23 protein-coding genes and 1 riboswitch are annotated in these 22,909 nt (G+C 43.3%); of the genes, 7 read left to right on the top strand and 16 right to left on the bottom strand.

The genetic code is table 11. From position 1 onward, the window contains the following. Window positions 1–646: 646 nt before the first annotated feature. Window positions 647–1,105: an RNA-binding protein gene (locus L3V23_RS19490; RefSeq protein WP_102964168.1), complete on the top strand. Its 459-nt coding sequence runs from the start codon at window positions 647–649 to the stop codon at window positions 1,103–1,105. Here L3V23_RS19490 and murI read toward each other — a convergent pair. Both murI and L3V23_RS19480 read right to left on the bottom strand, forming a co-directional pair. Next, window positions 1,074–1,874 carry a glutamate racemase gene (gene murI, locus L3V23_RS19485; protein ID WP_180980355.1) on the bottom strand — a complete coding sequence of 267 codons (801 nt, stop codon included), beginning with the start codon at window positions 1,872–1,874 and terminating at the stop codon, window positions 1,074–1,076. The genes L3V23_RS19490 and murI overlap by 32 nt on opposite strands. Before the next feature lie 117 nt (window positions 1,875–1,991). Further along, window positions 1,992–3,815 (bottom strand): TonB-dependent receptor, encoded by a 1,824-nt coding sequence (locus tag L3V23_RS19480; protein ID WP_102966950.1) that lies wholly within the window; start codon window positions 3,813–3,815, stop codon window positions 1,992–1,994. A gap of 48 nt (window positions 3,816–3,863) precedes the next feature. Further along, window positions 3,864–4,062: riboswitch (cobalamin riboswitch) on the bottom strand. A gap of 153 nt (window positions 4,063–4,215) precedes the next feature. Between L3V23_RS19480 and trmA the strand changes: the two genes are divergently transcribed. Then, window positions 4,216–5,325 carry a tRNA (uridine(54)-C5)-methyltransferase TrmA gene (gene trmA, locus L3V23_RS19475; RefSeq protein WP_102966949.1) on the top strand — a complete coding sequence of 370 codons (1,110 nt, stop codon included), beginning with the start codon at window positions 4,216–4,218 and terminating at the stop codon, window positions 5,323–5,325. Between the two features lie 91 nt (window positions 5,326–5,416). Here the strand turns inward: trmA and L3V23_RS19470 are convergent, their stop codons facing one another. After that, on the bottom strand, window positions 5,417–5,791 hold the full coding sequence (locus tag L3V23_RS19470) for a YijD family membrane protein (protein WP_102942881.1): 375 nt from the start codon (window positions 5,789–5,791) through the stop codon (window positions 5,417–5,419). Continuing rightward, window positions 5,791–6,432 carry an HTH-type transcriptional repressor FabR gene (gene fabR / locus L3V23_RS19465; RefSeq protein WP_042489723.1) on the bottom strand — a complete coding sequence of 214 codons (642 nt, stop codon included), beginning with the start codon at window positions 6,430–6,432 and terminating at the stop codon, window positions 5,791–5,793. Before fabR ends, L3V23_RS19470 begins: the two co-directional genes overlap by 1 nt. Before the next feature lie 281 nt (window positions 6,433–6,713). On the opposite strand from fabR, the gene sthA reads away from it, so the two are divergent. After that, complete coding sequence (gene sthA, locus L3V23_RS19460) at window positions 6,714–8,114, top strand: Si-specific NAD(P)(+) transhydrogenase (protein ID WP_102966948.1); 1,401 nt, start codon at window positions 6,714–6,716, stop codon at window positions 8,112–8,114. Between the two features lie 84 nt (window positions 8,115–8,198). Here sthA and dinF read toward each other — a convergent pair whose 3' ends face one another. The 4 genes from dinF to L3V23_RS19440 all read right to left on the bottom strand — a co-directional run bounded on the left by dinF (window position 8,199) and on the right by L3V23_RS19440 (window position 11,598). After that, the gene (dinF, locus tag L3V23_RS19455; protein ID WP_102966955.1) at window positions 8,199–9,503 is read right to left on the bottom strand and encodes an MATE family efflux transporter DinF; all 1,305 of its coding nucleotides are present in this window, start codon (window positions 9,501–9,503) and stop codon (window positions 8,199–8,201) included. 99 nt (window positions 9,504–9,602) lie between these two features. Continuing rightward, the gene (locus L3V23_RS19450; RefSeq protein ID WP_102966947.1) at window positions 9,603–10,415 is read right to left on the bottom strand and encodes a class I SAM-dependent methyltransferase; all 813 of its coding nucleotides are present in this window, start codon (window positions 10,413–10,415) and stop codon (window positions 9,603–9,605) included. 122 nt (window positions 10,416–10,537) lie between these two features. Next, window positions 10,538–11,158: a transcriptional repressor LexA gene (gene lexA / locus L3V23_RS19445; protein WP_042489729.1), complete on the bottom strand. Its 621-nt coding sequence runs from the start codon at window positions 11,156–11,158 to the stop codon at window positions 10,538–10,540. 77 nt (window positions 11,159–11,235) lie between these two features. Continuing rightward, window positions 11,236–11,598 (bottom strand): diacylglycerol kinase, encoded by a 363-nt coding sequence (locus L3V23_RS19440; protein ID WP_102966946.1) that lies wholly within the window; start codon window positions 11,596–11,598, stop codon window positions 11,236–11,238. A gap of 228 nt (window positions 11,599–11,826) precedes the next feature. Between L3V23_RS19440 and plsB the strand changes: the two genes are divergently transcribed. Continuing rightward, window positions 11,827–14,265: a glycerol-3-phosphate 1-O-acyltransferase PlsB gene (gene plsB, locus L3V23_RS19435; RefSeq protein ID WP_102966945.1), complete on the top strand. Its 2,439-nt coding sequence runs from the start codon at window positions 11,827–11,829 to the stop codon at window positions 14,263–14,265. Between the two features lie 49 nt (window positions 14,266–14,314). On the opposite strand, the gene ubiA is transcribed toward plsB, so the two are convergent. Both ubiA and L3V23_RS19425 read right to left on the bottom strand, forming a co-directional pair. Beyond that, complete coding sequence (gene ubiA, locus L3V23_RS19430) at window positions 14,315–15,169, bottom strand: 4-hydroxybenzoate octaprenyltransferase (protein WP_102955002.1); 855 nt, start codon at window positions 15,167–15,169, stop codon at window positions 14,315–14,317. 13 nt (window positions 15,170–15,182) lie between these two features. Next, window positions 15,183–15,713 carry a chorismate lyase gene (locus tag L3V23_RS19425; protein WP_042489735.1) on the bottom strand — a complete coding sequence of 177 codons (531 nt, stop codon included), beginning with the start codon at window positions 15,711–15,713 and terminating at the stop codon, window positions 15,183–15,185. A 167-nt stretch (window positions 15,714–15,880) separates the two neighbouring features. Here L3V23_RS19425 and L3V23_RS19420 point away from each other — a divergent pair, with 167 nt between their 5' ends. After that, window positions 15,881–16,285, top strand: a complete 405-nt coding sequence (locus L3V23_RS19420; protein WP_042489737.1) for a flagellar basal body-associated protein FliL — start codon at window positions 15,881–15,883, stop codon at window positions 16,283–16,285. 26 nt (window positions 16,286–16,311) lie between these two features. Here the strand turns inward: L3V23_RS19420 and glpG are convergent, their stop codons facing one another. The 6 genes from glpG to ftsY all read right to left on the bottom strand — a co-directional run bounded on the left by glpG (window position 16,312) and on the right by ftsY (window position 21,793). Next, window positions 16,312–17,163 (bottom strand): rhomboid family intramembrane serine protease GlpG, encoded by an 852-nt coding sequence (gene glpG, locus L3V23_RS19415; RefSeq protein ID WP_102966944.1) that lies wholly within the window; start codon window positions 17,161–17,163, stop codon window positions 16,312–16,314. A gap of 8 nt (window positions 17,164–17,171) precedes the next feature. Next, the gene (gene glpE / locus L3V23_RS19410; RefSeq protein WP_042489741.1) at window positions 17,172–17,492 is read right to left on the bottom strand and encodes a thiosulfate sulfurtransferase GlpE; all 321 of its coding nucleotides are present in this window, start codon (window positions 17,490–17,492) and stop codon (window positions 17,172–17,174) included. Window positions 17,493–17,888: 396 nt separating this feature from the next. Then, window positions 17,889–18,746 carry an RNA polymerase sigma factor RpoH gene (gene rpoH, locus L3V23_RS19405; RefSeq protein WP_042489743.1) on the bottom strand — a complete coding sequence of 286 codons (858 nt, stop codon included), beginning with the start codon at window positions 18,744–18,746 and terminating at the stop codon, window positions 17,889–17,891. A gap of 164 nt (window positions 18,747–18,910) precedes the next feature. After that, entirely contained in the window at window positions 18,911–19,879 is a 969-nt protein-coding gene (gene ftsX, locus L3V23_RS19400) for a permease-like cell division protein FtsX (protein ID WP_102966943.1), read from the bottom strand. Beyond that, entirely contained in the window at window positions 19,869–20,543 is a 675-nt protein-coding gene (gene ftsE / locus L3V23_RS19395) for a cell division ATP-binding protein FtsE (protein ID WP_042489747.1), read from the bottom strand. Before ftsE ends, ftsX begins: the two co-directional genes overlap by 11 nt. A gap of 80 nt (window positions 20,544–20,623) precedes the next feature. Beyond that, a complete protein-coding gene (gene ftsY, locus L3V23_RS19390) occupies window positions 20,624–21,793 on the bottom strand; it encodes a signal recognition particle-docking protein FtsY (protein WP_237292794.1) in 1,170 nt (389 codons plus the stop codon). 217 nt (window positions 21,794–22,010) lie between these two features. Here ftsY and rsmD point away from each other — a divergent pair, with 217 nt between their 5' ends. Then, window positions 22,011–22,610 (top strand): 16S rRNA (guanine(966)-N(2))-methyltransferase RsmD, encoded by a 600-nt coding sequence (gene rsmD, locus L3V23_RS19385; RefSeq protein WP_102966941.1) that lies wholly within the window; start codon window positions 22,011–22,013, stop codon window positions 22,608–22,610. Between the two features lie 12 nt (window positions 22,611–22,622). Continuing rightward, complete coding sequence (locus tag L3V23_RS19380) at window positions 22,623–22,889, top strand: DUF1145 domain-containing protein (RefSeq protein WP_042489753.1); 267 nt, start codon at window positions 22,623–22,625, stop codon at window positions 22,887–22,889. Window positions 22,890–22,909 lie beyond the last annotated feature (20 nt).

Raw genomic sequence — 22,909 nt, 5'->3', positions numbered from 1 at the left:
GTTCAATCTGAGCCATGATCAAACTCTTCAATTTAAGATTTTGTCGGCTCAACGAATACTGACTTCAAAACTGCTCTTACTCGAAAGTAAGACGTAATTTTAAAGCTATTACCATTCCAACAGAATGGTAATGAATTGACTGTGCCAAGACCGAAGTCTTGATTGGTCACTCAGTTCATTGAAACCTAAGTTGCTTTGTTACAAGAACAAAGGCTTAACTTTGATTTTCATCAACGAGTGCCCACACAGATTGATAGGTTTAAATTGTTAAAGAGCTTTTCTATCGATTTCAGCCTCTAAAGCCTCGTCGCTAGGGGTGCGTATAATACGCTTTAATTTTTGAGAGTCAACGTTTATTTGAAACTTTATTTTCTCTCTTACTCGATACGTTGTGATATTCGTCTCACTCCGTGTCGGTGTGGCGGCATTATAGGGAGGTACGAGATTATGACAAGCACTTTTTTCAAATAATTTTTCGTTCGCTCAAAAAGCAAGCAACGTACTGTTTATCGAATAAAATTTCAACATTTGAGGGGGGTCACAGCAATTGGTTGGAAAAAACTCAAGCATGTACGTAAGATTGATGTATCTATTTTGTTAATCGTAGATACGCATCTAATTTTATTCTTACAAGTAGTATTCTTTTATGAACTTAAATAAACCAATGTTTTTAAATATCGCGATTGCGATTATTGGCGGTGCAATAATTTCTCTAATTCCAGGCATTCCTTCAGCTGTAAGTTTTATTGTGGGTGTTGTGGCAGCAACTATTGTATTTAAACTTTTCCTATCAACCCCATCTATTACCGAACAAGATGAAGATTCAGCCTTACCAACCAAGACACTTTATGTAGGCAATTTGCCATACAAAGCAAACGAATCTCATGTACGCGATTTGTTTGCCCAACATGGTGATGTGTTTGCGGTTCGTCTAATGAAAGATAAGCGAACAGGTAAACGTCGAGGATTTGGCTTTGTAGTTATGGCGGCAACACATGCTCAATCTGCGATTGATGCATTAAATGAGCACGACTACATGCAGAGAACGCTTAAAGTTAGAATTGCAAATGACCCTAAACACCCAGAAGAGGATATGGACGAATAGCAGAAAACCCAAGCTGCTCTAATCTTTCATTCAGTGCACTTTCTTCCCAAGCAGGTGCACTAGAATAAATGGTGTGTTTGTTCTCTGAGCAAACACTTCCTTCTATACCAAGTAATGATTTTACTCTTCTCGCAATAGCCTCACCTGAATCCACCAGCAATACATCCTTTCCTAGCACTTGTTGGATCTCATCTCTGATTAAAGGGAAGTGAGTACACCCTAGTACCGCTACATCTATATGACTGATCAGTGGACTCAAGATATTTTGCAGTTCCTGCAAATCTATTGCTCTACCTCTTAGTTTTTCTTCAGCCATATCAACAAGGCGTGTCGAACCCAACAACTCAACATTTTTATCAGCTGAGAAGCTTCGAATAAGATCATGTGTATATTGGCGAGTGACAGTAGCGGGGGTAGCAATTAACCCAACAGCTTTATTCGCTATAGAGGAAGCGGGCTTAATAGCAGGGACGACACCTACCACGGGTATAGACAGTTTTGAACGTAATGTAGGAAGTACTATGGTACTTGCTGTATTACACGCAATGACTACTATGTCGAAACCCTCTTGCTCTACTAGCCCTGTTATTAGCCGCTCAACTCTTTGTAATAAGACTTGTTGGTCTAGCTCTCCGTATGGATAGGCCGCGTTATCAAATAAATAGGTATAAGAGAGCTGCGGCAGGCGCATTTCAATTTCTCTATAAACAGATAAGCCACCGACACCAGAGTCGAAAATTAAGACTTTAGGAACAGATTGATTAGACACAATGGGAACCAGATAGAACAACGATAACGCAGCGATCATACTCGCTCTATATCAATTGGCAATGATTGTTAAAACGCCAAATAGCGAAAAACCGCCCGAAGGCGGTTTGAGGATTCGTTAGAATTGGTATGCAATACTTGCGTAGTAATTACGGTCTTGAGTTTTATATCCCAAAGCAGTCTCGTAATCTTCATCGAACACGTTACCGATCTTACCGCTGAGAGTTACACCGCTATCAAAATAATACGAAGTGGCGATATCGACCAATGAATATGGGTCTAGCTCCTTTGTATTTTTAGCATCGTCGTAACGCTTTCCTTGATAGAGATAACTGACATCAAATCTCCAAGCATCTAGCAAATATGTCATATTCCATTTCGCACTATGCTTGGCTCTGCGAACCAATTCATTACCCGTAGACTTATCTTTAGTATCAAGGTAGTCATAAGACAAGTTATGAGCTAAAGGTCCTGTATCAAACTGACCGCTTACTTCAACACCTTTTATCTCTGCTTTATTCACATTGACGTTGGTTGTTCCATTACTCGCGATCATTTTATCGACTTCACTGTAATGACCAGCTAAACGCCAAGTTAGCAATTCAAAATTGCCCTCTAATGCAATCTCTGAGCTTTCTGTTTCTTCTGGAACTAGGTTAGCGTTACCTTGGTAGCAACCATAAGAACCACATTCCAAAGGATAATAAAGTTGGTTAAACGTCGGTGCTTTGAAAGATGTACCATATAAACCAACAGCTTTTAGCGATTCAGTAAGCTGATAACCCAAGCCAAATTGGTATGTCCAGAAAGTGCCGTAAGCGCTGTTATCATCCCAACGGAAGTTGCTCTCCGCTGAAAAGTCACCTTTATTTAGATAGCTACCCACATAAAGAGCCGCATTATCTCTATCGGTTTGAGTGTAGTTTTTGCCTTCTACTTTAACTTTATCTTCGTACCACTCGGCGCCACCGACTACAGAAAGAATATCACTTACTGCGTATAGGTTATCCCAAGACGATACGTATCGATTTGTCGTATATCGACTTGATTCACCTTGACCAGAGGACTCTGCGTCATCTTGGTTAGTCGCTAATGTAAAGTGGCTGTTCAATTTATCTTTTTTGTACTCACCTACAGTCGCTAAGCTATACAAATCGCTGTCAGTACTATCAACACCGCCCCAAGAGTTATCAAACTCCGAATCTTGCTTTTGATAGTAACCATTCGCTTTCAAAGTCAGCTCATCAGAAACCTTAGTTCCTGCATCGACTAATAAATACTGTGACTTAAAGCCATCATTGTCGGCATCGAAACTGTTTTTACTTGATGGCTTTATATTATATCCCTCTGCAGCTTTAAACGTTGCGGACGCGTTAAACCAACTTCCGGAGTCAGAAACGGTAGAAAAGTTTGCTCCAACATCGTACGCGCCATCGCTGCCAACACCAGACTTAACAGAGTTAAAACCATTAGTGTTTTTTGTGGTGATGATATTAATTACACCACTAACTGCATCTGAGCCGTACACCGCTGCACGAGGGCCACGCAGTACTTCAATACGCTCCACACCGTTCAGAGGAATAGCTGACAAATCCGCTGCTCCCGAGGTTGCACTACCGATTCGAACACCATTAATCATGACCAAAACGTTTTTACTGGCGCGCCCACGAATATACAATTCAGAGTTTTGGCCTACACCACCCTGGTTCACTACCTGAACACTAGGTAAACGACGTAATACGTCCGTTAGTGATTGAGCTTGAATCGCATCAATTTCTTCACGTGTGACAACTTCAACTGGTGCGATTGTTTCGTTTACTTTAGTTTCAAAACGATTCGCCGTTACAACAACCGTCTCATCAGCTGTCGCTTCTTGTGCGTATGAAAAAGAGGTATGAGAAAACAGCGACGCCACTGCCACCGCTAGAAGGGATTTATTCATTATATTGTCCTAAATCGCGTTAATCCTACCGAGCATGGGTCCATCCCATTGGTTTGCTCAGCTGCTGGCAGGTGTTCGGACTTGAGAGCTGTTAACCTACTAACTCGACTTCCCACAAATTGCAGTGTCATTTGAGTATTCGTTCTCTCTTACCGCTGCGCGTCAGTTCTGGATTTCCACCAGATTCCCTTTTAAGTTAATTTAGCCGTCTAGGCTTCTAAATAACACCAGCTTGCGGTTGATAGTATTGAGCAATCGATAACTTGTCTAGCTTAGATTGGTATAAGCTATAGTTTTTACGATCGATAAAGCTATCAATTTAGTCAGAGTACTGGACATGAGCGGGAGATTGAATAAAATCTGCGCTCTTTATTTGAACGTACCAGAAAAAGGTAAAGCAATGGCGACTCTTGATGTAAACCCAGACAACTACCAAGCGCAACTGGATGAGAAGATCACTCGACTAGGAGAGATGTTTGAATCTTATGGTGTGCCTGAGTTGGAAGTCTTTGAGTCCCCGGCTCAGTTTTACCGTATGCGCGCTGAGTTTCGTATCTGGCATGAAGGTGATGATATGTACTACATCATGTTCAACCAGCAAACTCGCGAAAAATACCGTGTTGATCAGTTCCCTGCGGCAAGTCGCCTTATTAATGACTTAATGCCATTACTGATAGACGCCATGAAAGACAACGACACTCTGCGCCGCAAACTTTTCCAAGTGGACTTCTTATCCACTCTGAGTGGGGAGGTTCTGGTATCTCTTCTATATCATCGTCAACTTGATGAAGAGTGGATTGCGGCAGCTAAAGCGCTCAAACAAACACTGCAAAATGAAGGCTTTAATCTGAACATTATTGGTCGTGCGCGCAAAATGAAGATTGTGCTAGACCAAGATTATGTGATTGAGAAGCTGAGCGTGAACGGTCAACCTTATCTCTACCAACAAGTTGAAAACAGTTTTACTCAGCCAAACGGTAAAGTCGCAGAAAAAATGCTGGAGTGGGCTGTCGATTGCACCCAAGAAAGTAAAGGCGATTTGCTAGAGCTTTACTGTGGTAACGGTAACTTCTCATTGGCACTGGCTCAAAACTTCGAGCGAGTCTTGGCAACTGAGTTGGCAAAACCATCGGTACATTCAGCACAATACAACATTGCTGCTAACAAAATCGACAATGTACAAATCATTCGCATGTCAGCAGAAGAATTTACCGAAGCGATGGAAGGCAAACGTGAATTCAACCGCCTGAAAGATGCAGGCATCGATTTAAAAAGCTACAACTGCAACACCATCTTTGTCGATCCGCCTCGCTCAGGAATGGATATTGATACCTGTAAGATGGTGCAGGGCTATGAGCGCATTCTCTATATCTCATGTAACCCAGAAACACTAAAAGAAAACTTAGATGTTTTGTGTGAAACGCATAAGGTGACTCGCTTTGCTCTGTTTGATCAATTCCCATACACCCACCACATGGAAGCGGGTGTGATGCTAGAGCGAAAAGCATAATTCACGCTTAAATCCAAAGTTCACAAATAGAAAAACGAGCCAATTGGCTCGTTTTTCTATTTGTGAACTTTTGTAATTAGTTGATGTGTACTTATTCAGAATGACCGATAAATCCTAGCTTCTTTCCAACCCATAACAAGAGCAGTAAAGCTACGATGATCGAAAAGAAGTTAGACCCCGCTTCTGGATACTGAGCCTTAACAAATGCCGAGTGGCCAAACGCACCGACGAAGAAGCACGCCAAACCTACTAGTGGAATGTCTTCCGCAACTGGATTACGTAGGTATTCCTGATACAGCGCCTGCACAGACAGCACCAAAGCGATAACAGGAAAAATAGAAAAAGAGACTTCACTGATGGTCATCCAAGACAGTAAAGCGTCACCACACATACCCGCGATTAACGCAAGTATCAGTGTTTTACGTTCTGAACCATGATTGATTGAGCCGCTACTTTCATTTGACATTAATTCATCCCGCCTTTTAGTCGATTTCGTTCACGTTCTTTGCGATACCAGAAAGCCCCTTTGGCTATCATTCGCAGTTGCATGATCAGACGTTCTGCGAGTTCATCGCGATCACGTCGATCTAAGTCTAATGCTTCTGCACCAGAGCTAAATACTAATGTGACTGAAGCACCCGCTTGAGTGATGGCTTCTTCACGATTCATACCTGTCGCTATCAGATATTCAGAAAGTTCGGCAGAAAAATGCTGAATCTCACGCGCTACTGCCGCACGAAACTCAAACGAAGTACCAGAACGTTCCCGCAATAATAGTCGAAACACGTTTGGGCTACTTTCGATGAACTCCATAAACGTTTCTACAGAAGTGCGAATCACACTTCCCTCTTTAACAATACGCTGGCGTGCTTGACGCATGAGCTGGCGCAGTAACAATCCGCCCTCATCAACCATGGTCAAACCCAATTCATCCATATCTTTAAAGTGGCGATAGAAAGAGGTTGGGGCTATCCCCGCTTCTCGTGCGACTTCACGTAAGCTTAAGTTCGAAAAACTACGATCAGCACTTAATTGGCTAAATGCCGCATCAATCAGCGAACGACGCGTTTTTTCTTTCTGTTGTGCGCGAATTCCCGTGGATTTCATTTTAAGCCAAGCCCTGCCAAGTCAGTCACTAAAGTCGCCTACTATAACGCGATTAACCAACATGTCTAAGAGGCAAAACAGACCATTTTGAAGCATCAGACAATTTCCTAACATAACCGTTGCATTTTTCATCAACTGCCCGACTTAAGCGTTAAATCGACGATATTTGTTTTAATCTCGTGATCCTCTCCACTCTATAAGGGGTTTAAGTTTCACGCTTAACACATATCAGTTAAAATCTCGCTATCGCAATGTTAACCAAATTATAACAAGGATCATCTATGGCACTGAATAACCACTTTGACGTCATCGTAATAGGTAGTGGACCTGGCGGTGAAGGTGCTGCAATGGGGTTAACCAAAGCAGGGATGAATGTCGCCATTATTGAAAAAGAAAGCAGCGTAGGCGGTGGTTGTACACACTGGGGAACAATCCCTTCCAAGGCATTGCGTCATGCGGTTAGCCGTATTATTGAATTTAATAGCAACCCTTTGTTCTGCAACAACAACTCAAGTCTTCACTCTACTTTTTCAACTATCCTTGGTCATGCTAAAACCGTTATTGATAAGCAAACTCGTCTACGCCAAGGCTTTTATGACCGTAACCAGTGCAGCTTAATCTTTGGTAAAGCACGTTTTGTCGATGCCAATACTGTTGCAGTAACAAAAAGCGATCACACGGTTGAAAACTACACCGCAGATAAATTTGTTATTGCTACTGGCTCACGCCCTTACCGCCCTGCTGATGTGGATTTCAGCCACCCACGCGTTTATGACAGTGACTCTATCTTGAACCTTGAGCACGACCCACAACACATCATTATTTATGGCGCAGGTGTCATCGGTTGTGAATATGCTTCTATCTTCCGTGGTTTAGGGGTTAAAACAGATTTAATCAACACACGCGACCGCTTGCTTTCGTTCCTAGACAACGAAACGTCAGATGCACTCTCTTACCACTTCTGGAACAGCGGCGTGGTTATTCGTAACGACGAGACATACAGCAAAATCGAAGGTACGGAAGATGGTGTTATCGTTCACCTGAACTCAGGTAAAAAGATGAAAGCTGACTGTATGCTTTACGCGAACGGGCGAACTGGTAATACAGACAAACTCAACCTTGAAGTGGTCGGACTGAAAGCAGATTCTCGCGGTCAGCTAAGTGTTAACAGCAACTACCAGACAGAAGTCAACCATATTTACGCTGTGGGCGATGTAATTGGTTATCCAAGCCTTGCAAGTGCAGCCTATGACCAAGGTCGTTTCACTGCTCAAGCGATTTCTCAAGGACAGGCTACCAACAAACTGATTGAAGATATCCCAACGGGTATTTACACCATTCCAGAAATCAGTTCGGTTGGTAAAACAGAGCAAGAATTAACAGCCGCAAAAGTACCTTATGAAGTGGGTCGTTCTTCATTCAAACACTTAGCACGAGCACAGATCTCAGGCAAAGATGTTGGCAGCTTGAAGATTCTCTTCCACCGTGAAACGAAAGAGATTTTAGGTATTCACTGCTTTGGTGAACGAGCTGCGGAAATCATCCATATCGGTCAGGCCATCATGGAACAAAAGGGGGAAGCAAATACCATCGAGTATTTCGTCAATACCACTTTTAACTATCCGACTATGGCAGAAGCGTATCGCGTAGCCGCATTGAATGGTCTAAATCGCCTGTTTTAGTGTTCACTGTGAAACGAAAGAATCCGTTAAATGACAAATCGCAGCTCTAAAGGCTGCGATTTTTTTGTTCAGAAAACAACAGCGCTAAGCAAAGAAGACGCCTCGTTTCCACTGCCCAACCAGAACCATAGCCAAACTTAGACCACGGATTATCATAAAACTGAGCATGGCCAGCCATAAAGCATGATTTCCATACTGCGAAAACAAATAGAACATTGAGAAGAACGCCGTTGTCGATATCACCATGCTGTTACGCATCTCTTTGCCTTTAGTCGCCCCAATAAAAATACCATCAAGTAAGAAACACCACATAGAAGACAAAGGCATTGCCACCAGCCAAGGTAAATAGACATTCGCCTCTTCTCGTACTTGTGGAATATCCGAGATCAAGTGGATCAGCGCCGATCCCCAGTAAGCGAAGACGAACGTTAGTAAAGTACAGATGATCACGCACCAAAAGGCACTACCAACCATCGCCGCTTTTAGTTGTGTTTCACTTTTCGCTCCAATCGCTTTACCAACCATGGCTTCCATCGCATAAGCAAACCCATCCATCCCATAGGAAATCATCATAAGAAAACTCATAAGAACGGCGTTGGCTGCAACGGTATGGTCACCAAATGCTGCGCCTTGGAATGTCATAAAGCTAAATGCGGCTTGCAAACACAAAGAACGAAGAAAGATATCTCGATTGAGTTTTACAAAACGACTCAAACCTTCACTGCTGCCACCAATTTTGCTCCACAGACTCGGTAATTGATTCGCTTGCCAATACTTCCATATACAAAGAAGACCAAAGCTCAGGCCAGCATAATCGGCAATAACCGAAGCAGCCGCCGCGCCTTGGACTTTCCAGCCGAAGCCAACAACAAACAGGATATCGAGAGCAATATTGGTGATATTCGTGATAATCACCATCCACATAGGCGCCTTAGAATTCTGTGTACCGAGCAACCAGCCGAGTATGACAAAGTTCATCAACGAAGCTGGTGCGCTCCAAGCTCGAATAACAAAATATTGCTGTCCATAAAATTTCACCTGCTCACTGGCATCACTGAACGAAAATATCCAGTTGGAAATGAATCGATGAAGGAGAAGAAAAACGACGGCAAATCCTAAAGCCATCAAGCAGCCTTGAAGTAAAACTCGCACCAGTTTTTGTGGGTCATTGGCACCAAAGGCCTGAGCGGTGAGTCCTGTGGTGGACATTCGAAGAAAGCCGAGCAACCAAAAGGCAACGCTTATCATAGTGCTACCTAAAGCAACACCACCCAGATACCAAGCGTGTTCAAGATGCCCAATAACCGCAGCGTCGACTAAACCTAGTAAAGGAACAGTAATGTTTGACAGCACCATAGGTATTGCTAGCAGCAGTACCTGTCTATGCATAGCTCGATCAGAGAGAGTTTGAATAAAGAATGCCACTACTTTGCTCCTTGCATTAGAGAACAAAGTGTAACTAAGTTAAGGATTATCGGCTACGGCCGTCTACCAATGTACTTGAACAACAACTGGTGTAAATCTTTGTTTTAAGACAGTAAATTTACTCAATACACGTTGCCAGAATTTCCAACGCCCACAATTGCTATCTAATGGGGAAGCCATTGTTACTTTTCGCGCCCAAGGTAAACAATTCATCACCGCCTGTTTTGGAGTAGCAAATCCATGAGCATACGTGCCGGAACCCATTTTCTGTCCCAAGGGGGTACAGGTTTTATCTCCTGCCAGCACAAGACAAGCACTCGCATTAGCAAAACTGAGCCCTAAAGATCGAATAAATCTCGACGCTTGTATCGAATCACAATCAAGTAGCGCATGTTCACATAGAATTAAAACTGGTGCGTATTCTGGGATTGGTAAACGTTCTAACCAATCAATTTCCCCGACACTGCCACACTGATGTAAATATCGTTCACTGCGGTGAAACAGCTTTTGTCGCCACACCAGATTCTCCGTTACATCCAACTCAATCCAATGGCAGCGTCCGTTATCAATTCGGTAGAAACGTGTATCCAAGCCAGCACCGACGTTAACAATCCATCCATCAGGATGTGTATCTAAAAACTGATGTACTTGTTTGTCACACAGTTGAGTGAGGGTGACATGAAGGAGTTGCTTCTGATCGATATCGCCACTGATGCAATCCGGTGCTAAATGACAACGTTGGCAGGCGGTGGCTGCAATAGGATCATAAACAAGGCCGTTATCGACCAAGCTTTCACGACCGCGTAGCCATAGTGGTTGGACCAAACGGGTAGGGATTTGATAGCGTTGTGAGTTTTGCTTGTGGGGGGAGCGCATCATCATCTTCCTTGTATCGCGACAAAGAAGATGATAATGAATATCAATTAGATTTGCAAATCTTTAAATTTCGAATACATCGCGCAGATGTGAAACCTAAAAATAACGCCAGAAAGGTATGATTACATCCAGTCAGTATTACGAATAATACCAACCGCAATACCTTCAATAGATAGATTCTGACAGGTTAAATCGACTTCAATTGGAGAAAACTCTTCGTTCTCAGCATGAAGTAACACTTTTGAGCCACGACGCTCTAAACGTTTAACCGTCACATCATCTTCAACTCGAGCCACAACAACTTGACCGTTACGTACGTCTTGAGTTTTATGCACAGCAAGTAAGTCACCATCCAAAATACCGATGTCCTTCATACTCTCGCCGTGAACGCGTAATAGAAAATCAGCGTGTGGACGGAACATGTTTGGATCCACTTGGTAATGGGATTCTACATGCTCTTGAGCCAAGATAGGCTCACCAGCCGCTACGCGACCGATTAGAGGTAAACCTTGCTCTTCTTCGTTCGCCGCTTCCAATAGAATACGGATACCACGAGAAGCTCCCGGCACAATTTCAATTGCTTGTTTACGAGCAAGAGCTTTCAAATGTTCTTCTGCTGCGTTTGCAGAACGAAAACCCAGTTCACGTGCAATTTCAGCACGAGTCGGTGGCATTCCTGTTTCATCTATTTTGCTTTTGATTAGATCAAAAACTTGTTGCTGGCGTGGCGTTAACGGCTTCATAGTTCACCTGTTTTTTTATACAGTTGACTGTGAGTATATCCAGTAATTTATTAAATGCAAAGCCAATTGCTTATTTTTTAGATAAATAGGGCTTCGAGCCAAATATAACCTGCAATAATCATCGCAATAAATACTGCTGCAGACCCCATATCTTTGGCTCGTCCTGATAGCTCATGGTGCTCCTGACCAACACGATCGACCACCGCTTCCAACGCGCTATTTAATAACTCCACCAACACAATCAGTAGCACACTCGATATCATTAGAATGCGCTCAACTTGCGACACATCTAACCAAATGGCGAAAGGAATGGCGACAGCCGCTAGCAATACTTCTTCACGAAAGGCCGCTTCATGTTTGAATGCTGCACAGATACCTTTATAAGAATAACCTGTTGCTTTAAAAAGGCGCATTAGCCCTTGAGAGTTCTTTTTATACACACTAGTGTTCCACGTATTAGCAAAATCAATCTGAGAAAAAATTCAGAATATCCGCGCAAAAATCAAACATCACTGAATAAAATTAAAAGGTTTGACCAGTTTCTGGTATTCTTGCAGCTCGAAAAATATAGACCTACTTAGGTGCATCTCCATTTTCCTTCTCCTATGGTTTAGGAACACGGAAATACTCTTGAGTTTTTGTACTGATTTTTGAGGCTTTGAACTCTTATGTCTTCTGGACAATCACTATCACGTTCGCTTTTAAAGTTACCGACAACGCTACTAGTAAAAGGGACTGTAATTCCATCAAATCCGATTGAAGATATCGGCATCGATATTAGCAAGCCTATCATTTACGTACTACCTTTCCGTTCAAACATTGATTTGCTGACACTGCAAACTCACGCGAAAGACGCAGGCTTACCGGATCCACTTTCCCCACTAGAAATTCAGGGTAAGACTCTAAAACGTTACGTGTTTATCTCTTCTCGTCCTACGTTGCTACAGAATGATAGCCATGTGCCAAGCGACTCTATCGCAACGTTCACTGAGCTTCTAGCTCTGCATCACCATGATCTAGAGCTTGATGTACAAGTGATTCCAGCATCGGTTCTGTGGGGAAGAAAACCCGGCAAAGAAGGCAGTGAAAAGCCATACCTGCAACCCATGAATGGTTTACAGAAAGCGCAAGCGGTTATTCTCGCTGGACGAGATTGTTTGGTGCGCTTTAGCCCAGTGGTATCACTGCGCCATATGGCAAATTCACACGGTACTGATGAAGCGATTGCACATAAACTCGCTCGCGTGGCACGTATTCACTTCTCTCGTCAGAAACTGGCGGCTTCCGGTCCTAATCTTCCTCAACGCGAAGTGCTGTTCCGCCGCTTGATGCAGTCTCCTGCGATTGATAAAGCGATTCGGGACGAGGCCCAAGCTAAAAACATTTCAATTGAGAAAGCTCGCAAAGCTGCCCATGACATCATGGATGAAATTGCGGCAGACTTCTCTTACTCCTTAGTGAAAAAAGGCAGTCGTGTTTTGCGCTGGCTTTGGAACCGTTTATACCAAGGCTTAAACATCAACAATGCTTCGACTGTACGTCGCCTAGCGCAAGACGGGCATGAGATCGTTTATGTTCCTTGTCACCGCAGTCATATGGACTACTTACTACTGTCTTACGTTTTGTACAACGAAGGCTTAGTACCACCGCATATTGCGGCAGGCATCAACCTAAACTTCTTCCCAGCAGGCCCAATATTCCGCCGTGGTGGGGCATTCTTCTTACGTCGCAGTTTTAAAGGCAACAAGCTGTATTCCACCATTTTCCGTGAATACCTAGCTGAGTTGTTCTCTAAAGGTTACTCGGTTGAATATTTCAGTGAAGGTGGCCGCTCACGTACAGGTCGCTTGCTGACGGCGAAAACAGGTATGCTGGCAATGACCATTCAAGCCATGCTGCGCGGATTAAATCGCCCGGTAACACTTGTGCCTGTGTATATTGGTTACGAGCACGTAATGGAAGTCAGTACCTACGCCAAAGAACTGCGCGGTAAGCAAAAAGAGAAAGAAAACGCGGGCTTAGTGCTGCGAACTATTCGTAAACTGCGTAACTTCGGTAAAGGTTATGTGAACTTTGGTGAGCCAATTCCACTGAATCAATTTTTGAATGAGCAAGTACCGAGTTGGACTCAAGATATCGATCCTATCGGGGCAACGAAACCACAATGGATGAACCCTGTGGTGAACAAACTTGCGACTAAGATGATGACGCACATTAACGACGCAGCAGCAACTAATGCGCTAACGTTGTGTGCAACGGCTCTGCTTGCTTCGCGTCAACGTGCATTATCAAGAGATACTCTAATCAATCAGATTGATTGCTACTTGAACATTCTGCGCAATGTTCCTTATTCCAACACTTCTACGATTCCTGATGACAATGCCGAAAGCTTGGTGAATCACGCCGAATCGCTCGACAAGTTTGTGATTGAGTCCGATACCATGGGCGACATTATTTCTTTAGATCGTAACCAGTCGATTCTGATGACTTACTATCGCAACAATATCATTCACTTACTTGCACTGCCGTCTTTGATTGCTCAAATGCTGATTCGTCAGCAGAAACTCAGCGTAGAGAAAATTCAGGAAAATGTTGCGCTTATCTACCCGTTCTTGAAACAAGAGCTTTTCCTAAGTCTTGATAGCGAGCAATTAGCTGAGAAAGTGACACACTACTTGGATGAGTTACAACGCCAAGATTTAATCTCAATTAATGATGGTATGGTTACGATTAACCAAGCGAAAACCCAAGTGTTGATGCTGCTAGGTCGCACGATTTCAGAAACACTGCAACGTTATGCGATTGCTCTGAACTTGCTGGTAGAAAACCCAGAACTTGGTAAGTCAGATTTAGAAGCGAAGAGCCAAGAGATTGCTCAGCGTCTCGGTCGTCTGCACGGTATTAACGCACCAGAGTTCTTCGACAAAGGAGTGTTCTCAGCACTGTTTGTGACGTTGAAATCAGAAGGCTATTTAGACAATGATGGTGAATGTAACGTTGAGCAGACAAAACGTCTGGCTAAAAAGTTATACGGCATGCTTTATCCAGAAGTAAGGCTGACCATTCAAGAAAGTATTTATCAATACGACCAGCATCTTGTGAAATAAAAATAGCGAAGATAAAAAAGGCATCCAATGGATGCCTTTTGTTTTTGAATCAGAAGTATGAAATCAGCAATCCAGCCGCAACAACCATGCCCACATAGTTGTTGTTTAAGAATGCCTGAAAACAAGGCTGTCTTTCTCGATGACGGATCAAATGCTGCTGATAAACGAACAACCCGCCAGCCACAAGCAAGCCCCAATAATAGCTCGCTCCAAGCTGATAATAATTGCCTAACATAATCAGCATCGCAATCGTCATAAGCTGTAAGCCACCGATGATCATTTTGTCATAGCGGCCAAAGAGAATGGCTGTCGACTTTATGCCAATGACCAAATCATCATCTCTATCGACCATGGCATATTGGGTGTCGTAAGCAACGGTCCACACCACATTAATCGCAAAAACAAACCAGACAATTAACGGCAGTTCATTAGCCTGTGCAGCCCATGCCATCGGGATAGACCAACTGAAGGCTAAACCCAGAAACAGCTGAGGCAAGTGAGTAAATCGCTTCATAAAGGGATAGATGAAGGCAAGCACTAAACCCGCGAAGGAAAGCTGAACTGTCAGCGGATTCATAGTCAATACCAACAGAAACGACGCAATAGATAACGCGAGGAACAAAATCACCGCCTCTTTTGCTGACACTTTTCCTGATGGTAAAGGACGTTGAGACGTGCGCTTTACATGCCCATCGACTTTTCGATCTGCGAAATCATTGATCACACATCCAGCCGAACGCATCATAAAGACACCTAAGACGAAAACGATAAGAACCTTGATGTCTGGAAAACCTTGAGCCGATAAAATAAGTGCCCAGATGGTAGGCCACAGAAGCAGTAATGAACCAATAGGACGATCCATTCGCATTAGCTGCCAATACGCCTTTGCCTTTACAGCGCTCATTTATACTTGCTCCTTAGAAAAAATAAGCAGGGGAATCACTCAGAAATAATTCAGCCACTAACATAGGTTTATTGTTCATCCATAAACGTGAACGTCGCGCTAAAAGCAAGCCATCTGGTGTTTCAGCCCACCCCACCAACAACTCATCGCGCTTAACATTATCAGCACTGAATACTGTCAGTCCAAGTGGTATTTCACCTTGTAGTTCAAGATTATGCGATTGATCCTGAACTGATGATTTTGGAATCAATGTTCTTCCGACTATCCAAGGCTTACCATCTCCTTGTAGAATAACTTTTCGCAAAAGACACGGTTCTGTTGGCAACAGTTCAGATTCGCTCTTGTCCAGAAACGAAGATTCCACCCACTGGTTGTGTAGCAACTCAACCGTCAGTTGTTGACAGTTGTCCGATAATCGACGGGAAAGTGACCCCTGCTCTAGCAACCAAGCTTTTGCATTAGGATCTGGAAATGTGAATTCGTCTGGCGATAACCAGTTCACTTGGCTTAAAGCAGTCAGGTACAGCGAAATTGATTGATTCATACTAATATTCAATACAGCGAGCAGTAGTCTCGAAAGAAAGTCCGCTCATGGTCTCAAACCAAGGACATGAAACCTAATAGAGTATTTTTATTTACAAAAAGATGCTCTATTGTAACAAGACTCGGGCGGTTCGAGTATCTTGAACAGAGAAAAGAATTAATAGACATATGCTTAGAAAATACCTATCTCCGATAATACTCGCATTTGGCCTTTTGTTTTCCAGTTTGGTTATAGCTGATGAAGAAGCACCAAAACTGGCTTATTTCACTCTTGAGCCGGATGTGACCACAAATTTCTACACCAAGGGTAAAAAGTTGGGGTATATCCAAGTGCGTATTGATGTCATGGTGAGCAACAGCGCCGATTTACCACTGATAGAAAAACACCAACCTTTAATTAGAGATGCGGTTGTCGAGCTATTGGGTAAACAAAACGAAGATGTGATTAAGTCATTAGCTGGCCGTGAAGATCTTCGTAAAACCCTAGTAGAACAGCTGAATAATACACTGCTGCCAGAAACAGGACGCACTATCATCGCCGACCTGTTGTTCACAAAATATCTATACCAGTAGTGAATTATCCCTTAGAAAAAAACGGCTTATGAGCCGTTTTTTTGTTTCTTCAGAGAGTATCGATTCGCATCATTGAGCCCTAGCAGGACACCAACTACCAAGCCAGCTAAGTGAGCACTGTTGGCAATCGCCATAAAGGGCTGCACAAAACCAAGCACTAACCAAACCAGCATAAACACAACCAGTGGCTTCTGAATGCCTAGCCCCATCTGAGGTGCTCGCCAGCTCAGCATCCATAAATAACCGACTAAAGCGTAAACCACACCCGATAGACCACCAAAATTAGCGCCTTCTACCCAATACTGTCCTGCACCGGAAAAAGCAGAAGAGACTAAAAAAATCTGCAATAACTTAAAGCTGCCCAAGCGTTTTTCGATATCTCCGCCAAATTGCCACCACCACAGCAAGTTAAACACTATGTGTAAGACCGAAAAATGCAGTAGTGCATGACTTACCCAGCGCCACAACTGCCACTGTTGGCCGCTTTCTGCAGGGAAATGTAATGCGGAAAACACAGCATCAGTCATCCCAATTTGCTGTAGAACAAAGATAACAACACAGACTGTCATGATGGATAACGTTAATGGGCCCGCTTTGGCTTTAAGCATAGCCATCATGCTGGGTGAGTGGTATTGGAATTGAGGTTTACGACTTTCTGCCATATCCCAAGAGGCTGCCTGATACTTACCGTCGTTGGGATTGGCTAGGAATAGCTCTATTTCGTTTTCCACTTCCAGTTGATGTTCGTCTTCCATCAACCACAAGGCAAATTGACCACTTCCCTCTGACGTCATTTTTATCTCTATCTGCCGTGACGCCATGTAATCAATAAATGCTTGCGCCATTCGAGGGTTATTTAAAGTGATCAATCTAATCATCTGTTTCTCTAACTCGCTTCGACAGGTAAGTTGGCACGATGCCAAGCTTCAAAACCACCATCCACACTATACACCTGTTCAAAGCCTTGGTTAACCAAGTATTGGGCGGCACCCTGGCTACTGATTCCGTGATAGCACATAACCAAAACAGGCTGATCAAATTCAGCCTCTTCCATGAATGAAACAATGCTGTCATTGGTTAAATGGAATGCCGTTTTTGCGTGTGCAACAGCAAACGACTGGGGATCTCTGATATCCACTAACTTGGCATTATTCTGTTCGATGAGGGTTTGAGCGCCCGCTACATCAATGTGCTGAAATTGGTCCATGATTTACTCTCACTTTAGTAATATTTTTTCAGCGCCATTGTAACCTATCCAGAGAATGACAAGTACATGGGTTGAGTAAGGTTATCCACCAGCGATCATTTGTTCATCAACTGTGGATAATCCTGTGGATTGCGGTGATAAAGTGTTTTTCTCAAGATCGATCCACAACATCTAGTGATGATCCTGCTCTTTCTGTGTGTAGATCTAAAAGTATCCCCAAATAAAAAACAGCGTTCATACCTTTATTTACCCTACTTGATGACAGTCAGTAAATAAATTTACCACAGACTTATCCACAGTTTTCCATGTTCAATTGAAAGGTCTTTTCGATCCGGCATAAAAAAACCGAGATCAACAGACCTCGGTTTTTTGGTATTTACAGAATGGTTAGGGGAATTACAACTCGCCTACCGCTTCTTTTAATTTCTTCATCGCATTCTTTTCTAACTGACGAATACGCTCAGCAGATACTTCATACATATCGGCCAGTTCCTGAAGGGTTGATTTTTGATCATCCAACCAACGCGAACGCACGATATGTTGACTACGCTCATCAAGAGTTGCTAAAGCAAGACTCAGACGTTTTGTCGTATGTTTTTCCCAGTTCTGCTCTTCTAGGTTGTCGGCTAAATCTGAATGCTTGTCTTCCAGATATAACATTGGCGCCGCGTAAGAGTTGCTGTTGTCATCGTCATCAGCAGAAAACTCAAACGTTGCATCTTGTGCCGCTAAGCGAGATTCCATTTCACGAACTTCTGAAGGCTCTACACCCAGTTCACGAGCAACAGTTTCAACTTCACCGTTGTTAAACCAACCTAAACGCTTTTTCGACTTACGTAGATTGAAGAAAAGTTTACGTTGCGCTTTTGTCGTCGCAATCTTCACGATACGCCAGTTACGTAATACGTACTCGTGGATTTCAGCTTTGATCCAGTGAACCGCGAAAGATACCAGTCTTACACCCACTTCAGGGTTAAAGCGTTTTACCGCTTTCATCAGACCAATGTTACCTTCCTGAACAAGATCCGCTAATGGCAAGCCGTAGCCAGAATAACCACGAGCAACGTGAACAACGAAACGAAGGTGTGACAGAATCAAGCCTTTAGCCGCTTCAATATCACCTTCATAATGCAACTTCTCAGCAAGCTCACGCTCTTCCTCTGCGGTCAGCATAGGATAACTGTTCGCTGTGCGGATATAACTATCTAAGCTATCTTGCGAAACAAGCGCTAATTGATATGTTGACTTAGTCATTCAATTCCTCATCAATCTCTGATCTGGAGCCAATTTAATCTAACAATCTTGAACCCAAAATGAACAGTATTCAAGACCGATTGGTTATTATGCATAAACAAATGTTAGTGACAAGTCAACTAGCCACTCAAATATTGTTTTCACCTAATAATGACAAGGATTCGCTACACAGGTTCAATTTCTTTTAAGTGGCGTTGGGCTGCACTTTTCGCCGCGATACAACCTAAGGCCGTTCCCAGCATAAGCAGTAGTAAAGATTCATCCCAATTTAAACCGATTAACCGGAACTGGCTGTCGTACAGCTTAGCTAAATCTTCCACCGCCCCATTCAGCACTATGGTAATAAAGGCAGTTAGCAACCAAGCAGATATGGCTCCCAAAACACCAAACCACATACCGACGTATAAATAAGGACGCAGAATAAAGCTATCGGTCGCACCAATCAGCTTCATAGTCTGAATTTCTTCTTTGTTGGCCTGAACGTTAAAACGGAGTGTGTTGCCGATAATCAAAAACACAGAAGCGAGCATTAATAATGACAAGCTGATAACCACAATCGTCGCTAAATTACGAATAGCATCCAATCGAGCGAGCCAGTCTTCGTCTAAACGTACGTCTGTTACCCCTTCCTGCTCTCGGATGGAATCAGCAATCGCCTTTATTTCCTGGTCGGTTTCCACGTTTGGAGAAACAATCAGCACACCCGGCAGTGAATATTCATCAAGCAGGCTGATAGCTTGGTCGAAACCTGAATGCTGACTCAAATCCTCAAGACCTTGTTGTGGAGAGATATAATCGACTTTTTCCACTTCAGCACGGCTTTCGATTTCGTCTTTCAACACCATGATTCTTGGCTCAGGCGTATCTTCTTTTATGTAAACACTGATTTGAGAAGGGCTCGCTACGTTGTCTGCCACAGACGCAATATTCTTGCTCAGCAAATACATACACGCTGGTAGGGTCAATGCCATAGAGATAACAGCCAATGTGAGAACATTACCCATAGGGCGATGCCACAGGCTGGAGAAAGACGCTTTGGCTTGTTTGATATGAATAGTCAAAAAGCTATCGGTTTTCACTCTTTTTGCATCACGAGCTTTGGTCGTTTTTTTGTTTTTAGGATTAACGGCCATAATCTTCAACCTCACTTAAAAAGCCCTGATTTAACTCTAAGTGGCGATACTGAGGGCGAGAATTCACTAAGTTATGATCGTGGGTTGCCAGTAAAATGGTCACTCCAGCGCGATTAAACTCTTCGAACAGATGCAGGATACGAGTCGATAGTTCTGGGTCCAAGTTACCCGTAGGTTCATCGGCTAATAAAAGAGTAGGACGGTTCACCACAGCTCGGGCAATACCAACACGTTGCTGTTCACCACCCGATAACTGACTCGGTAAACAACGAGCTTTATCCAACAAACCGGTTTTATCTAACGCAGCCGAAACTCGGCGTTTAATATCGTTTTCAGAGATAGACTCAATTCGCATCGGCAACGCAACGTTGTCAAACACGGTTCTGTCCATCAAAAGGCGGTGATCTTGGAAAACAATGCCGATATTACGACGCAAAAAAGGAATATCTTTGTTTGGAATACGTGTGACGTCATGGCCGTTAAAACTGATTTTGCCGTCAGTAGGTCGCTCAATAGCGCAAATGAGCTTAAGCAAAGTACTCTTACCTGCGCCAGAGTGTCCGCCCAGAAAGGTCATCTCACCACGACGTAAATGAAAATCGACTTTCTGCAGAGCTTGTCGCCCGCCTCGATATACCTTGCTCACCTGTTGAAACTTGATCACGCATCATTCCTTTTTTTGCAGCGAGATACCTAAATAAGTATCTCTCTAGGGTATGTTACTGTTCGTTTTACTTTGGGTTATTACTCTTCGCGACTAAACAGCGCGTCGATGAATTCTTGCGTTTCGAATGGACGCAGATCTTCAATGCCTTCACCAACACCGATAAAGCGAATCGGAATTTGGAACTGATCAGCAATTGCGAAAATCACACCGCCTTTTGCAGTACCATCCAGTTTGGTCAGAGTAATACCTGTGATTGGTGCAACATCGCTGAACAGTTTCGCTTGGCTAATCGCATTTTGACCAGTACCTGCATCCAACGTCAGCATGATTTCATGCGGCGCTGAATCGTCGATTTTCTTCATTACGCGAACGATTTTACGCAGCTCTTCCATCAGGTTGGATTTGTTTTGTAAACGACCTGCCGTATCAGCGATAACCACATCCACACCACGCGCTTTCGCAGCTTCAATCGCATCGTAAATCACGGACGCACTGTCTGCACCAGTATGTTGAGCAATAACTGGAACATTATTACGTTCACCCCATACTTGTAACTGTTCAACCGCCGCTGCTCGGAATGTGTCACCCGCAGCCAGCATCACTTTCTTACCTTGAGACTGGAACTGCTTAGCCAGTTTACCGATTGTTGTGGTTTTACCGACACCGTTTACACCAACCATTAAGATCACGTACGGCGTTTTTGCGGTATCAACAACCAAAGGCTGTTCAACGGTCGACAGAATTTCTGCCAACTCACCTTTCAACAGATCGTACAGCGCTTCACCATCTTTTAGTTGCTGGCGAGATGCTTTTTCTGTCAGGTTTTCGATGATTTTCAATGTGGTATCCATACCCACATCCGCAATCAATAGCTGTTCTTCTAACTCTTCAAACAGATCACTATCGATTTTTTTGCCTTTGAATAAACCAAAGAAACCGGCACCAATATTCGCTTTAGTGCGGCTTAAGCTGCGTTTCAGACGCGCAAAGAAGCTCTCTGTTGGCTTTTCCTGTTCTTGAATTCGAGGCTCTTTCGCTTGAGGTTCCTCAATAACTTCTGCTTCTGCTTCTGCTTCTGCTTCTGCTTCTGCTTCTGCTTTTTCAGTCTCGACTTCCTCGACCGGCTCTTCAACCGTTTGTTCTGGTTCTGTTTGTTCTACTTGTTCTTCGGTTGCTTTTGTTTGGCTTGGTTCTTCATCACCAAAGCCAAGCCATGACAGTAAGCCACGCTTCTTTTTTTCCGTCATCTGAGGATATCCTAGATTTTCTTGTCTGATTATTTTTCTAAACTATGACTCTTTTCTTAAAGAATTATCCCTAAAAAGAAAAGAAAAATGACAAAGCAGTGATAACTTTCTTCTTCACTTGGTAAACTTTGCCATATTTATGAATGCTTATCTTCAGCAAAACTATTATTACTGAAAGGTTGGCTATAGTAACACTTAATTAGCGGTCAAAAAATCTATGGTAAGACGTCGCCAACAAAACCCATCACAAAATCGTGCTCCAAGTGGGCAAGTTCGAATTATCAGCGGCTTATGGCGCGGAAGAAAACTACCCGTTCACGATGCTGAAGGCTTACGCCCAACCACAGACAGAGTCAAAGAAACCTTATTTAACTGGATTGCTCAAGATGTACCAAATGCCAAATGCCTTGACCTGTTCGCAGGATCGGGCGGTTTAGGTTTTGAGTGTGCATCGCGTCAGGCTGAAAGTGTCACCATGCTGGAGATGAACGCTCAGGCATTCAATCAGTTGAAAACAAACATCGCTACATTGAAAGCAACCAATATTGAAGCGATTAATACTGACTCTCTCGCGTATTTAAAGCAGAGTGGCTCCCCTTTTGATGTGGTGTTCATCGACCCGCCGTTTCGTAAAGGCTTGTTAGATGAAACACTACAGCTGCTGGAGCAGAATGGGTGGCTTGCTGATAACGCGATGATTTACATAGAAACCGAAAAAGAATTATCGTTACCTGAATTACCAGAAAGCTGGCAGCTATACCGAGAAAAAAGTGCTGGCCAAGTATGTTACCGCTTATTTGAAAAAACGAACGTTTGAAAGGACTACAGAATGAAAGCTCTATTAGTATTAGCGAAAGCTGCGATTGCATTTGTCTGGCTTGTACTGCTGCTCAACATTGTTATGCCATTTCCCGGTAAAGCGGCTATCGCGCTTTACATCATGACCGCCTTCCTGTTCATGATGCATGGTCTACAAATGCTGATTTTTGTTGGCGCATTTGGTGACAAAGTAAAAACCAGCAGTTGGGAAAAGTGGTCGATACTGATTTTCGGCATCTTCGCCCTACTCGACATTCGTCGTAAACATATGATGTAACAAGAGCCCGAATGGGCTCT

Origin of the sequence: Vibrio sp. A1-b2 (assembly GCF_021726015.1) — a bacterium.
GTDB classification, from domain to species: domain Bacteria; phylum Pseudomonadota; class Gammaproteobacteria; order Enterobacterales; family Vibrionaceae; genus Vibrio; species Vibrio diazotrophicus.
The sequence above is the reverse complement of the archived record's forward strand: the minus strand, read 5'-3'. Positions and strand labels throughout refer to the sequence as shown.